15 protein-coding genes and 1 pseudogene are annotated in these 13,182 nt (G+C 51.4%); 5 read left to right on the forward strand and 11 right to left on the reverse strand.

Annotated elements, in window-relative coordinates; translation table 11 throughout:
• Positions 1–59: 59 nt before the first annotated feature.
• The 9 genes and pseudogenes from ACP26L_RS09425 to ACP26L_RS09465 all read right to left on the reverse strand — a co-directional run.
• Entirely contained in the window at positions 60–128 is a 69-nt protein-coding gene (locus ACP26L_RS09425; RefSeq protein WP_426454873.1) for a hypothetical protein, read from the reverse strand.
• 25 nt (positions 129–153) lie between these two features.
• Positions 154–735, reverse strand: coding sequence for an accessory gene regulator ArgB-like protein (locus ACP26L_RS09430; protein WP_426452258.1), 582 nt, complete (start codon positions 733–735; stop codon positions 154–156).
• Positions 677–1,423, reverse strand: a complete 747-nt coding sequence (locus ACP26L_RS09435) for a hypothetical protein (RefSeq protein WP_426452259.1) — start codon at positions 1,421–1,423, stop codon at positions 677–679. Before ACP26L_RS09435 ends, ACP26L_RS09430 begins: the two co-directional genes overlap by 59 nt.
• A 130-nt stretch (positions 1,424–1,553) precedes the next feature.
• Positions 1,554–2,165 carry a CPBP family intramembrane glutamic endopeptidase gene (locus tag ACP26L_RS09440; protein ID WP_426452260.1) on the reverse strand — a complete coding sequence of 204 codons (612 nt, stop codon included), beginning with the start codon at positions 2,163–2,165 and terminating at the stop codon, positions 1,554–1,556.
• Positions 2,166–2,326: 161 nt separating this feature from the next.
• A complete protein-coding gene (locus ACP26L_RS09445; protein ID WP_426452262.1) occupies positions 2,327–2,902 on the reverse strand; it encodes a hypothetical protein in 576 nt (191 codons plus the stop codon).
• Between the two features lie 28 nt (positions 2,903–2,930).
• Entirely contained in the window at positions 2,931–3,569 is a 639-nt protein-coding gene (locus ACP26L_RS09450) for a hypothetical protein (RefSeq protein ID WP_426452263.1), read from the reverse strand.
• 15 nt (positions 3,570–3,584) lie between these two features.
• A complete protein-coding gene (locus ACP26L_RS09455; protein WP_426452264.1) occupies positions 3,585–4,238 on the reverse strand; it encodes a hypothetical protein in 654 nt (217 codons plus the stop codon).
• A gap of 42 nt (positions 4,239–4,280) precedes the next feature.
• Entirely contained in the window at positions 4,281–4,733 is a 453-nt protein-coding gene (locus ACP26L_RS09460; RefSeq protein ID WP_426455252.1) for a hypothetical protein, read from the reverse strand.
• A gap of 12 nt (positions 4,734–4,745) precedes the next feature.
• Positions 4,746–4,946 (reverse strand): annotated as a pseudogene (locus ACP26L_RS09465) (helix-turn-helix domain-containing protein); the annotation flags it as partial.
• A 159-nt stretch (positions 4,947–5,105) separates the two neighbouring features.
• On the opposite strand from ACP26L_RS09465, the gene ACP26L_RS09470 reads away from it, so the two are divergent.
• The 3 genes from ACP26L_RS09470 to ACP26L_RS09480 all read left to right on the forward strand — a co-directional run bounded on the left by ACP26L_RS09470 (position 5,106) and on the right by ACP26L_RS09480 (position 9,026).
• Positions 5,106–5,543 (forward strand): hypothetical protein, encoded by a 438-nt coding sequence (locus tag ACP26L_RS09470; RefSeq protein ID WP_426452266.1) that lies wholly within the window; start codon positions 5,106–5,108, stop codon positions 5,541–5,543.
• A 229-nt stretch (positions 5,544–5,772) separates the two neighbouring features.
• Entirely contained in the window at positions 5,773–7,806 is a 2,034-nt protein-coding gene (locus ACP26L_RS09475; RefSeq protein ID WP_426452267.1) for a glycoside hydrolase family 15 protein, read from the forward strand.
• Positions 7,807–7,808: 2 nt separating this feature from the next.
• Positions 7,809–9,026: a glucose 1-dehydrogenase gene (locus ACP26L_RS09480; protein ID WP_426452268.1), complete on the forward strand. Its 1,218-nt coding sequence runs from the start codon at positions 7,809–7,811 to the stop codon at positions 9,024–9,026.
• A 545-nt stretch (positions 9,027–9,571) separates the two neighbouring features.
• Here the strand turns inward: ACP26L_RS09480 and ACP26L_RS09485 are convergent.
• Entirely contained in the window at positions 9,572–10,105 is a 534-nt protein-coding gene (locus tag ACP26L_RS09485; protein WP_426452270.1) for a hypothetical protein, read from the reverse strand.
• 287 nt (positions 10,106–10,392) lie between these two features.
• The gene (locus tag ACP26L_RS09490) at positions 10,393–11,241 is read right to left on the reverse strand and encodes an AraC family transcriptional regulator (protein WP_426452271.1); all 849 of its coding nucleotides are present in this window, start codon (positions 11,239–11,241) and stop codon (positions 10,393–10,395) included.
• A 61-nt stretch (positions 11,242–11,302) separates the two neighbouring features.
• Here ACP26L_RS09490 and ACP26L_RS09495 point away from each other — a divergent pair, with 61 nt between their 5' ends.
• Together ACP26L_RS09495 and ACP26L_RS09500 are read left to right on the forward strand one after the other, a co-directional pair.
• Positions 11,303–11,731 carry a disulfide oxidoreductase gene (locus ACP26L_RS09495; protein WP_426452272.1) on the forward strand — a complete coding sequence of 143 codons (429 nt, stop codon included), beginning with the start codon at positions 11,303–11,305 and terminating at the stop codon, positions 11,729–11,731.
• A gap of 120 nt (positions 11,732–11,851) precedes the next feature.
• On the forward strand, positions 11,852–13,153 hold the full coding sequence (locus tag ACP26L_RS09500; protein ID WP_426452274.1) for an alpha-glucosidase/alpha-galactosidase: 1,302 nt from the start codon (positions 11,852–11,854) through the stop codon (positions 13,151–13,153).
• Positions 13,154–13,182 lie beyond the last annotated feature (29 nt).

The raw sequence follows: 13,182 nt of genomic DNA on the forward strand, positions 1-13,182 counted from the left end.
TTAGGCTGACGATGGTCCACCCATCAGCCCGGTGATCCGGGTTCGTATGTATTAACGTATTACTTTTTGAGGAGTTCCTCCGGGGTTTCGGGGCGGTTCATCCAAAATGAATTTGTGAATGCAAACATTGAGGCAATAGCAGTTAGTAGAATACTAGCTATTTTTGCAAGTTTGTTCTTCACGCACCCACCTCCCTTCGAGTCTGTTTGCTATCTTGTAAGTAAAGTTGGTCAAGGTGAGAGCCTGAAATAAAAAGACTGAAGAGAGAAGAGAAGATTGTAGGAAAAAGTTACTTAGCACAAAACAAACACATAGAATTTTCAAAATAGGATAATGTTTTGGAGAAATCCGACTCACATGTTCAATTCCTTTTGGGGCCTCAATCAACAATATAATCATACTAATAAAATTAATAATAGCACCTAGATATGTAAACTGATACTCTACATGTATTATCATTGTTAAAAATAATATTGTAGTTATGCTACATGCTAAAGATGACTTTAAATGCAAGCCGCCGCTAATGGTTCTAATTACAGAAAAACTGATTAAAGTAATAATAGCAGATACAACTTGATTTGTTATTAAGGATATTCCTAAAACAATAAAAGTAGCGAAGGCGGAATTTATCAGCAAACTAAGTGCATAAAAAAGTACTCTCTCTGAAGCTGCATCCTTATAATTGTTTCTTATTGAAAGTGCGATTCTCAGAGCGGAACGATCTATCCAGTTCATCTTTAATCGGCCTCTCATAGGTTTCCCTAATGATTTTTTTGTTATGTTTGTACGCTAGTAGAATCCCTATAAGAAAAAAAACAGCCATAATTAGTGAAACTAGTATGCTAATAGTTTGATTGGAATAATAGGTTGCTAGTTCTAGTTGGGCTATGATTAACCCTATTACCAGAACAGACGCTATTACAAAATTATATCCTTTTAACGCAGTTTTTGTAGATAGGTTTTTAGTTTTAAACAAGAATCCGATTTTACGTCTTTGAATGAGAAATATGATGATACAGATCACTATTGCAGTGGTGATTTGCACTGAGCCAAGGATAAGCGGAGATGCTTTTTGTATTTCTTCATCATTAAACAGGGAGAGTTTTAGCCCCCCTATTATAATGGTCATTTCAATTAATATTCCTGCTATATAACCACAAAGACTTACTAAAAGCGAATAAAAGAAAGGAATTCTATAAACAATCATAATTAAAATAATCTCAATCGAAAGAGCGACAATTATCGAAAAATTTTGAAGTTGTGGAGTATCGCGAAAGAGGAATGAGATTAAAGACATTAATAAAGCTATTCCAAAAATTTTTGGGAGGTAATAGTAATATTGAAATCTAAACATGGATAAGGCAAGTACAATTCCTGCTGTGAATTCAATGGAGCCGAAGAATACATTGGCAACAAAGCTCATAATTGATCTCCTCTAAATTGAGTGAGTAGCAAACCAAATTCCTACTGTATTCATAAACAAGTGTAATATACTTTCCTATAACAAACAAGTTTTTTTGTCGAATTATGAGAGGTTTGAAATGGGTCATCTGTTAATAAAAAAATCCTTTTTGTCGTATAAAGTTTGCTATTAAAGCAACTGCATTAATTAAGATATGTATTAATATAGTGGTTGCAATTGTATTAGATTTTTTATACACCGAGCAAAGTATACAACCCGTTATAAAATATATGGGAAATCGTTCCATATTATCATGAATTACTGCGTAAAACATAGAGGAAACAACTGTACCAGTTAGTTCATTAGAAATATTCTTGAATTTGTTATAGAGAACTTTTCTAAATACTACTTCCTCCACGACTGGACCTGAAATGATCATATGCAAAATGGCAATTGAGTAAAGTGCGGTAGTTTGTTCAGCTTGCGAATGGGTAAAAGGACCTAAGATCAATGTTCCAATTGCTTGAGTAAAAACCATATACTGGAACCCTTTATACACCCATCTTAAAAATAATCTTTCTTTAAGGAGGCTCCAATTAAAAAGTTTTAATTCATCACGGCCAAAATATATAGTGATTAATAGTAAAGCAAGTGGGCCATAAGTGACAAAATATTTCTGAGAGTAAAGTAGTTGGGGACCTAGGAGAAAAGCAATAAAGTAAATAGCTGATATAAATAAGTATCCTAGATTCAGGGTCTTCATAAAACTAATTACGATTACTTCTTAGATTAATATAATATTTCATGGGTTGAACTCTCCTTTATGTATAAAGATATAATAACTTTGATACTACTCACTTCTCTCCCTCTTATACATCCAAACCAAAAGGAAGAGCAGAGCTGCAACCAGAAATGCTAAATTGATCAATAGAAATTGATCGAGGTGGAATATTTTACTAAACTTAATGCAGCCAAGTAGAAGAAAGCTGGAATTAGAATATAGCTTACTTGAGAGTTGGTACTTGAAGGGCTGATCTGTCTTTGCCGAACATGGATAAAAGTAAAACCAAATCTTGTTTTGTGTAACAGCCATGCAACTAAATAATTCAACGAACCAATAGTAGTACCTTGTATATAGCTATATTCTTGCATTCCTTGTACAAATCGGTCCCAATTCATGTTACTTAGAAGAGCCATTACTATCAGTTCCACGATAGCTGAGAAAATATAAATAGTAACACAAATAATGGTGGAGTGCAGTAAGCTCAACCGTAATATCAAATAAAAACAGAGGATTAAAAAGATAGGTTGAATCAGAGTCATAGCCGGTTCAAGAAACGTATTATGAACAATGAGAGAGACTGTGGACATAACAAGAGTGCTGATAAAAATATTTTTAAAATAGGGAGTTAATTTTTGCCTGAATAGCGATAGTCCTAAAATAAATAGTGATGGCCACAAGATAAGGATATCAATAAAAGAATGAATTACTATCTTCAAAAATATCTCTCCTTATAGAATAGCGCAGTTACTCTGACATCTCTTTTCTATAAAACTGATACGAAATAAAGCCTATCGCCACAAAAACAAATACCATAAAAGGAATTACCGTATCATGGGATAAGAAGAGTGAGGCGGTAGCTGTACATGCACTGAGAAGACAAGCGATTGTAATGGGAAGTAAGTGCGAGACATTGCTTCTGGACTTCGTGTGAAAGGATACAAATGAGAAGCCTAGGCGGTATTTACGAATAACGGCAGCAGTTATGATATTCACGATGGTCAAAAACAAAAAGGGAAGAAAAACGCTATCCCTTGCGAGAATGATAAATGGGCTATCAATAATGCGGCTGAGAAAAATATAAAAAATAACTTCGGCGATAAAATTAAATACATAATAAGATACGAACACAATAAGGGCATGGGAGAATTTCATCCTAAAAATAAGCCAAAAACAGAGCAAAGTAAGAACAGGTTGGACTACAGCAATACCCAGTGGGATTTGTCCCGATTGAATAATATAGGTGATATTAGCCATGATCAAAGAAGAAATAGTAATGTTCAATAAATATGATTTTACTTGCTGTCTAAATAAGGCCAAAGTTAATGCGAAGGCAGAGGGCCAATAGAGTAGAAAAGCCACAATGAATATCCACGCGTTCTCCAAGTACTTGCCTCCTCCTCAGTCCTCAATCTCCTCACGGTAGGCTAGTCTAACAATTGCTAACCAGGCAACAGTCAGGGCAATTCCAATAGGAATCATTACCGCTGTATGAAGAAAGTAAATGGCAAAACCGACAATCCCAAAGATGGCAAAGGCAGCGAGAAGATAAGCCAGCATTTGATCGGAGAATTTTTTGAACCTTGCGCGGGAAGGACCGGCTTGGATAAAGCTGAACCCCCATCTAAACCGCTGCAGGACTACAATCAATACAAAATTAGCAAAGAGAAGAAGGACCCCTACGGAAACAAGATCATCATTCACCATATGGTGCACCACGCGCTCCCACATAAAGCTGGTCATGATGTAATTAAAGAATAGTTCGAAAAAAATATTAATAGGATAATACAACACGACCATGAGGATGGCGTGCCACCATCGGAAACGGAAAATAAGCCCGTAGCATAGAACTGCGCCGACGGGCTGAACAATGGAAGTGAGATAGGCACGATCAAGAAGTTGAATTAACATAGAGGCAAAGGTCAGGGGAAGAACTGAAATCATAAGCGGCGCGACGTAGGAAGCGATACGCATTCGAAACATGGCCAGACCCAAGGATAACAGCAGTGTCCACAAAATGAGATATATTCCGGAATAATATAATGCTTCGTTCATAAAAATCCTTACTCCTTGCTGCAAGCACCTATCCCTTTTGTATTAAATGTTCTTCTCTGCTGTTGTGAAGGAAGCTTTCTTGCCGGCTTTGCCGAATGAGAATTCCAGACTGCGCTGGGTGTTGTTAGCGGTGTGACGGTTGATCAGGTCGTGGTATTTCCGCTGGCGGATCGCGGAGATGGTGACGGAGACGCCTTTGCCTTCTTCATCGAAGTACAGCTTGCCTTTGCGCTCGTCATATTTGCGGATGTGATGCAGGTTCACGTAGAGATCCGCATCCATTTTCTTGAAACCGTGTTCATCGAGGGTATCCAAAAACGTGCTGAAATCCAGCAGGGAATCGATGCTCCAGGCAAGCCGGTCGGCTTCGGTGTGATACGTAATTTCTTTCATGCCGATTTCGATAAAATAAACTTGGTTGAGGTCGACCTCCGGATAGCTGCGCGTTACCACGGGGGCAACATCATCGCTCATCAGGTGGCCTGCTTTGATCATAAGTTCCGTATAGGGATATCCGTAAGCGGCGGAGAGCTTTTGGAGCGTGTCCGGCGACGGTGTGATTTTGTCGTTAGTCGATCGGTTGCGTTCCAGTTCAAGGTCTCTTATGTACGCGTGCGACAATCCGCTTTTTCTGGCTGCTTCCCTTAAAGACATGGAACCTCTAAGACCCTCTAGAAATTTACCGAAATCAGGAATAGGCTGTCCCATCCTGTTCACTCCTCTCTTGTCCTATTGTACCGGACATAGCTATGAAAAGAAATAGCATTATAAAAAAATCTTTAATGTACCGAACAAAGTCTTGACTGTTTGTAATACCAATAATACATTAGAAGTAGTATACTTCTGGAGAAAAAGGGGGGACAACTAATGAGAGATAAGATCATGAACCGGTGGAGTACTTACGAGCCTTTCTACGTTGCGTTCAACGGTTATAAGGTAGCGGATATTGTCATCACGAGCCACGCGCTCAGCCGCTGGACGGAACGGGTGGAAACGGAACAGGGCGGAATTGAACATATCTGTTCCTTCTTATGGGACAAAATGAAGAATGACAAAATCCAGCCTTATTATGCTAACGAGAAAGACGTATATCTAATTGATGAAGATCTGGTGATGGTAGCGGAATTCGTGGAAATGAAGGAGGAGACGGACATCGCGGGGAATCCCCTGCACAAGATGATCGTCGTGACCTTCCTTGGACGCGTATCCCAAGATATTCAGCTGCGCGATCTCAAAGCCTACTACTCTTGGCTCCGCCATTCGCGCCGAATGACCCTTGTGAAGCACGGGAGGAAGAGAAAATGAATAGAACCTGTACAGAGCCCCGATCGTTCGGGGCGAGAGCGGGATGAATCACATGAGACCGGCCTGTGGGCTGGTCTTTTTGCGTCTGCAGGCCCCTGAACGAAGCCCCTTCAACAACGAGGAGTATACCATACGTTTCCATTCAAAGCGACGGTTTTTTGAAGAAAAATGCATAAATGGGTTCCAGCTGAGGGGAAAGTAGGAAGAACAGGAAGGGGATGAACCGTTAATGGCACGCGATCTGCCGATCGGTAACGGCAATGTTCTGGTGAACTTCGATACGAATTATAATTTGCGCGATATGTATTTTCCTTACGTGGGCCAGGAAAATCAGGCGCTGGATCATCTGTCCCACTTCGGGGTATGGACGGCGGAGGATTTCTTCTGGATCGATAACCCCGAGCTGAAGAGGGAAGCGGGCTACCTGAACGAGTCGCTGGTGACGAACGTGAAGTGTGCGCACGAGCGGCTAGGGCTCGGTCTGCTCATCCGGGATGGCGTCGATGTGCAGGAAGACGTCTTCGTCCGCAAGGTGGTCATCGAGAACCGCAGGAAAGAGGAGCGGACGGTCAAGCTGTATTTTCACCTGGACCTGCACCTGTACGGCAACGGGGTGGGAGATACGGTCTACTACGACCCGGAGCTGAAATCGCTGGTGTTCTACAAGGGACACCGTTATCTGTCCCTCTCCTGCTCGGCGGCGGGCGGCAAGGAGGCCGGAATCTCGTCCTTTGCGATCGGACAGAAGGAGATGAACCACCTGCAGGGCACCTGGAAGGACGCCGAGGACGGGAAGCTCGGACGACATCCGATTGCGCAGGGCTCGGTGGACGGGACGATCGAGCTGGAACTGCGGGTGCCGGGCGGCGGATCGGCGGAGGCTTGGTTCTGGATCGTGTTCGGAAAGAATGCCGCGGACATCCAGCGTGTGGAAAAGGAAGTGCGCCGGGTACACCCCCACACGCTGCTGCAGCGTACCTACAACCACTGGCTGCAGTGGCTGGCGATGGACCGGCACGACCTGAAGCTGCTGGAGCCGGACGTGGCTTTGTTCTACAAGCGCAGTCTGCTGATTGTCCGGGCCAATACGGATAACCGCGGGGCGATTATCGCAGCGAATGACTCCGATATCATGAAATTCAATAAGGATACGTACTCCTACATGTGGCCCCGCGACGGGGCTCTCATTACGCATGCGCTGGACCGCTCGGGATATCATGCGCTGACGAAGCGCTTTTTTCAATTCTGCAAGAAGGGCCTGGCGACCGAAGGCTACCTGCTGCATAAGTACAATCCGGACGGTTCTCCGGGTTCTTCCTGGCATCCATGGATCGATGTGCGGGGAGAGAAGCAGCTCCCGATCCAGGAGGATGAGACGGCGCTTGTTATCTATGCCCTCTGGCATCACCACAAGCTCGCCCGGACGCTGGACGAGGCGCGGGACGATTACGACCACCTTGTCCTGCCTGCGGCGGACTTCATGACGAAGTACCAGGATGCGTCCGGGCTGCCGCTGCCCTCGTATGATCTGTGGGAGGAACGCTACGGCGTGCATCTGTTCACGGTGGCAAGCGTGTATGCCGGGCTGTTGGCTGCGGCGAACTTTGCGGATTATTTTCAGGACAAGGCCCGGGCCGTGTACTACCGCGATCAGGCGGAGAAGGTAAAGACGGCTGCGGAAAAATACATGTATTCCGAGAGCGAGCAGCGTTTTGTCCGCTCGCTCTATTGGAACTATGATCAGAAGACGTACGAGCCCGATCTAACGCTGGATGCCAGTATGTACGCCCTGTTTGACTTCGGGCTGCTGCCTGCGTCGGATCCCCGGGTAGCCGCAACGATGAAGGCGATCCGCGAGAAGCTGTGGGTTCAGACGGAGGTCGGGGGCCTGGGCCGCTACAGCAACGACTACTATCATCAGGTGACTAAGGACGTCAGCCGGGTGCCGGGCAATCCTTGGTTCATCTGTACGCTGTGGTACGCCGAATATCTGATTGCAAGCGCTGCGCGGGAGCAGGATCTCGCACCGGCCATGGAGCTCATCCGCTGGACGATGAGCCATGCGCTCCCGTCCGGCATCCTGGCGGAGCAGGTACATCCTTTCACGGGCGAGCCGATGTCCGTGTCCCCGCTGACCTGGTCGCATGCCACGTTCGTGAAGGTCGTGCAGGAGTATCTCGCGAAGGTGAAGCTGTTCCGTCACCAGAAGCACGGGCGTGAGGATCAGAGCGACGAGAGGCTGCTGGAGCCGATGGGAGGGTAAGTATGAAAGCGATCAGGGTAACGGGATTGACTGTCACCCCGGGAGCGGGAGGCGGGGAGCCGCGGTTGGAGCTTGGGGAGGCGGAAAGACCGCGGCGGCGCACGCCGTCGGACGTACTGGTGCGGGTGCTGTGCGTCGGCCTCGACGGCACGGACCGGGAGATCATCAGCGAAAAGTACGGCGTTCCGCCGGAAGGCGATACGACGCTGATCATCGGGCACGAGTCACTCGGTGTGGTGGAGGAAGCCGACCCGGCGACGGGCCTGCACCCCGGTGACGCGGTCTGCGCCCTCGTGCGCAGGCCCTGCACGGTGCAGGCCTGCGTGGCCTGCCGCAACGGGCAGCAGGACTTCTGCGAGAGCGGCGCGTATGTCGAGCGCGGGATCAAGGGCGCGCACGGGTACCTCTCCGAGTACTATGTCGAGGAGGCCCGGTATCTCGTGCGCGTGCCGGCGGAGGCGCTGCCGTACGGCGTCATGACGGAGCCGCAGAGCATCGTCGAGAAGGTGTGGAGCGAGGTGCAGCGCGTGCAGCAGCGCCTCGTCTGGCAGCCGAAGACGGCGGTCGTGCTCGGCTCGGGGCCGCTCGGCCTGCTGGCGGCGCTGACCTGCCGCTGTCTCGGCCTCGAGACCATCGTCTGGTCGAAGGCACCGGCGGATTCCCCGGGGGCGCAGCTTGTGCGCGAGTGCGGCGGGCTGTACAAGGAGGCGGAGGATGCGCCGGCCGCCGCCGCTGGGACTGAGGCGGGAGCGGCCGTCTCGCCGCTGAGCGCCTTCCTGGCTGCGCAGGGCAAGCGGGCCGACCTCATCTTCGAATGTACGGGCTTCAGCCCGCTGGCATTCGATGCGATGGAGGCGCTCGCGCCGAACGGCGTGCTGGCGCTGCTCGGGGTCACGCCCGGCTCCCGCAGCATCCGCATCTCGGCGGATCTGCTCAACCGGGAGCTCGTGCTGGAGAACAAGCTGATCCTGGGCTCGGTGAACGCGTCGCGAAGGGACTTCGAGACCGGACTCTACCGGCTGCAGCAGATGGAGGAACGCTTTCCCGGCGTCCTCGGGAAGCTGGTGACGGAACGGCTGCGGATGGAGGACGTGCCGCAGCTGGATTTTGCGAAGCTGGGGATCAAGGCGGTCGTGGACGTTGTACCGCAGGAGCAGTGGATGCAGCTTGTACGGGCCGCGGGTACGGAAGCGGAGGTCGCTTACAGCTTCACCGTCTAGGAGGGAGCGGAGCGGGGGGCGTGCGGCCAAAGGCATGAAAAAAAGCGAGGCTCATGGGTTGAGCTCTCGCTTTTTTTGTAGTGAGCCTGCGGTAGGAGGGAAGGCAGGGCGATAAAGGAATTGGCGTCCGGCTGCAAAGGATGAAAAGCATTGGACATGCCGAAGCGGATGGAAGCCGCCGCAGCCCTAACTGTCATTGAAAGGGTAAAGATTATGGACCGCGGGCATCGCTGCCGGGTTATACGATGAGATGCATTACATCGCCGACTACTGAATGGAAGGTGTGCGAGTATGCGATGTGATTCATCACTCCGCGAAGGGAGAATGGCTGTGATGGCCCGAAATAGGGCATATCCGATGAGAAACACCAGATACCTTTTCATTTCCGGCTTGGTTCTTCGGGAGGTGCCCAAACCTTGGGGTGGGTTTGTCCGGCAGACGAAGCTTGCCATACCGGTAGGTGGCTCACCCACCGACATACCTCACCTGCCTCGCCGGAGAGGCTGCCTGAGCGCCGGGTCGTGCTCCGAGCCCCGCTACCCTGCTCAGCGCTTCGTACGCTTCTTCCTGCTGCGCAGGCTGTACACGCGAAGTACGACCAGCAGCGCAATGACCAGCGACGCTCCGAGCAGCGTCCGCGCTAGGGATGACATTGGCGTCTCGGCCGCCGGGTCGAAGGTATGCAGCGGCGCGGGCAGGAACACGCGGTCTTCGGTCGCGGCGGACCAGAGACCCGTACGGCCGCAAAGGTGTGCGGTAAGGACGCGGTCCGCCTCCGCCGCATAGACGAGGTACTCGTCGCCGAGGGTGATAGGAATCCACGAGCTTACCCTCACCTCGAACTGCTGCTCGTCCGGTCCTTTCCAGGTGTGCACGGTGCGGAAGGTGAAGGTTTCGTCTCCGGACTTCTCTTCGGCAATGCCGCGGAAGACGAGGGTGCTTCGGTCATATTCTTCAGGAGCGGAGGGCTGCACGGCACAGCTCAGCGCATAGATGACGCCGGTCGTCGGCGCAAGCGCGCCGAATAATGCACCGAAGAATAGGAGCAGCAGAGGCAGGATGCGCAAGTGTTTTGTCATGTGCGGCGGTGCCTCCTTTTAAGTGGCGGATTGGCAGCAGGAAGTCTTGGCTTGGGGGCATCGGCTCAGCAGCCTGGGAACAATCTTGCACAAGATGGACTCAGGGCGGGAGAGTAACCAAGCCTAATGCCGCCTTACCCGCTGGGGCGGCTGGAGAAACAGCGCGTCACTAAACAGAGTTTCCCTAACGGTTTCGATGAAGCGGAAGAGCCGGATACACTCCGATTCAACGGCTCCGTGACGGACCCGGGCTGAATCTGGCCCGGCCTGTCCACTACAGCAGCCTCTCACACCGGCGAGGCCGCTTGACTGCTCCGATAGTCGGATGGGGAGACTCCATACCACTTCTTAAACTGTTTGGAGAAGTACAGCGCATCGGCAAAACCGACGGAGGAAGCAACCTGCTCGATCGTCAGCCTCTCGTGCAGCAGACGCTTCGCCCGCTCCATGCGAACCTGAAGGAGGAACTGCATGGGGGACATGCCGGTGTGCTGCTTGAACATTTTGGACAGGTGGGTCCGGTGATAGCCGAGCGTCTTTGCCATGTGCTCGATGGAGATCGGCTGATAGTACTGCAGCGTCAGCCAGCGGATCGCCTGCTCCACCTGCTGCTGGATGATGGAGCCTTCAGCGACCGGAGGCGCCGCCGCCGCCGCTTCCTGCGCGTATTCGGCGAGCACCAGCCGCAGATACCCTCCGGCCTGCAGGTCACTGCCGGGCCGGCCGGAAGCCAGCGTCCGCTCCATCTTATGGAAGAGGGCGCCGAGCCGCCGGAAGTCCCTGGAGCGGGTCACGGGGTGATGCTGCGAAATGCCGAGTTCGCTCAGAGACTCGTTCACCCGAGAGCCGTTGAAGGCGATCCAGCGGTAGTTCCAGGGCTCGGCCTCATCCGAGGCGTAGGCGACCAGCTCCTCCGGGAAGATGAAGAAGCTGTCCCCGGGACCGAGCCGGTAATCCCGCCCCTTACAGCGGAAGGTTCCCTTGCCCGAGGTGACGAGATGAACCAGATGGTAGTCGAGAACCTGAGGCCCCGCTTTGTGCAGGGGCAGGGTTTCGGCATGGCCGCAGAACAGGACGGCCATTTCGCCTTTGCCGGGGGCCGGGTTGATCGCTACCGAATGCAGCTTCTCGGCCATGATGACACACCTCCGGAGGTTCTGTTATGATGGGAATCATGAAGGGAGAGACAAAAGCCTTATGAGATGGAAGCCGTTTATACGCGAAAATGCCATGCATTTATCTTGGATGGTCGCCTTGACGGCGACGCTGGGCAGCTTGTATTTTTCGGAGATTATGCACTATGAGCCCTGCAGGCTCTGTTGGTTCCAGCGGATCCTGATGTATCCTCTCGTGATTATACTGGCCATAGCGGCCGTTCGCAAGGAACGACATTTGTACCATTACGTGCTGCCGATGTCGATCTGGGGCGGGGGCATCTCGCTGTATCACTACCTCATGCAGAAGACGGAATTGTTCAAATCGGGAGCGACGGCCTGCGGCCTGGTGCCATGCGATGTCGATTATATCGACTGGCTCGGTTTCATCACGATCCCGTTCTTGGCGCTGATCGCTTTCGCGCTGATTACGATCATCCAGCTGCTGCTGTGGGCGGCCGACCGGGACTAATCCCAAACGACATTCGTCCATATACATATCGCATGTGTCCATACCGTTTTCCCAGGCGGGGGAGTATAGTCTTCTTAGGCAAAACATTCCATATCCAAACGCTTGGGAGGCGGATGTACAGTGGCTGACAAAATTACTTTCCTTGGTGCGGGGAGCACCGTATTCGCGAAGAATGTGCTGGGCGACGTTATGCTGACGCCGGCGCTGCAGGAGTTCGAGCTCGCGCTGTTCGATATTGACGGGGAGCGGCTGAAGGATTCGGAGAACATGCTGAACAACCTGAAAGCCGGTTCCGGCAGCGGCTGTGTTGTGAAAGCGTATTCGGACCGCAAGGAGGCATTGCGTGGAGCGAAGTTCGTCGTCAACGCGATCCAGGTCGGGGGCTACGACCCCTGCACGATCACCGACTTCGAGATTCCGAAGAAATACGGGCTCCGGCAGACGATTGCCGATACGCTGGGCATCGGGGGCATTTTCCGCAACCTTCGCACGATTCCGGTGATGATGGATTTTGCCCGGGACATGCAGGAGGTGTGCCCGGACGCCTGGTTCCTCAACTACACGAACCCGATGGCCGTGCTGACGAACGCGATGATCACGCATGGGGGCATCAAGACGGTAGGCCTCTGCCACAGCGTGCAGGTATGCATGCCGCACCTGTTCGATTCGCTCGGTATGGACAAGGACGGCGTGCAGACGAAGATTGCGGGTATCAACCACATGGCCTGGCTGCTCGAGGTGACCAAGGACGGCGTCGACCTCTATCCGGAGATCAAACGCCGTGCCCTCGAGAAGCAGAAGGAGAAGCACCACGATATGGTACGCTTCGAGCTCATGCATCGCTTCGGCTACTACGTCACCGAGTCCTCCGAGCATAATGCGGAATACCACCCTTACTTCATCAAAAAGAACTATCCGGAGCTGATCGACCGCTTCAACATTCCGCTGGATGAATATCCGCGCCGCTGCGTGGAGCAGATCGAACGGTGGAAGACGATGCGCGAAGAGCTCGTGGGCAGCAAGCATCTCGAGCACAAGCGTTCTCATGAATACGCTTCCTATATCTTTGAGGCGATGGTGACGAACCAGCCCTTCAAAATCGGCGGCAACGTCATGAACACCGGCCTCATCACGAATCTGCCGAAGGAAGCCTGCGTCGAGGTGCCGTGTCTCGTGGATGCAAGCGGCGTAACGCCGACCTATGTCGGGGATCTGCCGCCGCAGCTGGCCGCGCTTAACCGCACGAACATCAACACGCAGCTGCTGACGCTGGAGGCGGCGTTCACCGGCAAGAAGGAGCATATCTACCACGCGGCGCTGCTCGATCCGCATACGGCCGCCGAGCTGTCGATCGACGACATCGTCGCGCTGTGCGACGATCTGATCGAGGCGCACGGGAGCTGGCTGCCGAAGTTCCAGTAAGCGGCCGGGTGCGGTTCGGCGCAACGGGG

This window comes from Paenibacillus sp. S-38, assembly GCF_049942825.1.
Lineage (GTDB): Bacteria > Bacillota > Bacilli > Paenibacillales > NBRC-103111 > Paenibacillus_G.